Consider the following 836-nt stretch of genomic DNA (forward strand, 5'->3'; position numbering starts at 1 on the left):
TCGTAGCTGGTTTTCTGCTCAAGTATGGCATCTCGGACCAGTTCATTGAGCACCAGTAGTTCAAAGACACCTACTCTGCCTTTGTAACCCGTCTGCTTACAGTCTGAACAACCCCGCCCTTTCCTGAATTGTGCGCCCCTGAGATCAGATGCCGAAAGTCCCATCCTTTGCAGTTGGATCGGTGTAGGTTTTGCCTCCGTGGCACAGGATTCACAAACCCGACGCAGCAGTCTTTGGGCCAGCACGCTGACAATCGTAGATGAAATAAGAAAGGGCGCAATATCCATATTGAGCAGACGGATAAGACCACCGATACTGTCTTCAGTATGAAAGGTACTCAAAACCTTATGGCCGGTCAAGGCCGATTGCATGGCCATTTCCGCTGAAGCGTTATCCCTGATTTCACCTATCAGGATCACATCGGGATCCTGTCGAACGATGTGCCGCAAGGTTTCTTCAAAGGTCATGTTAATAGATGGGTCGATTGAGCATTGGGCAATACCGTCAATGACATATTCTACCGGTTCTTCTGCCGTTATAATACTTATCTGCGGATTTTTTATATGATTGATACAGCTGTAGACGGTGGACGTCTTCCCGGATCCCGTGGGTCCCGTGACGAGCAGCACACCGCTTGGTTGATAAACCGCATCCTCCATAAATCTAGCCAGCATATTGGGCGCCATGCCAATAGTATGGATATCCAGTAGTTCTCGTTTTTGCTTCAGCAGCCTGAAAACAATCTTTTCCCCATGTATGGTTACGAAAAAAGACACTCGAATATCAATACTGCCCTCATCGTACTCGAAAAGGATCCGCCCGCCCTGATGCCGGCG

General features: G+C 48.7%; 1 protein-coding gene. It reads right to left on the minus strand.

Going from position 1 to position 836, the window contains the following annotated elements; genetic code table 11:
* The coding region (locus FCL47_RS24095) for a GspE/PulE family protein (protein WP_167496629.1) at positions 1 to 836 on the minus strand (836 nt) is incomplete at both ends.

The organism is Desulfopila sp. IMCC35006 (assembly GCF_005116645.1).
In the GTDB taxonomy this organism is placed as follows: Bacteria; Desulfobacterota; Desulfobulbia; order Desulfobulbales; family Desulfocapsaceae; genus Desulforhopalus_A.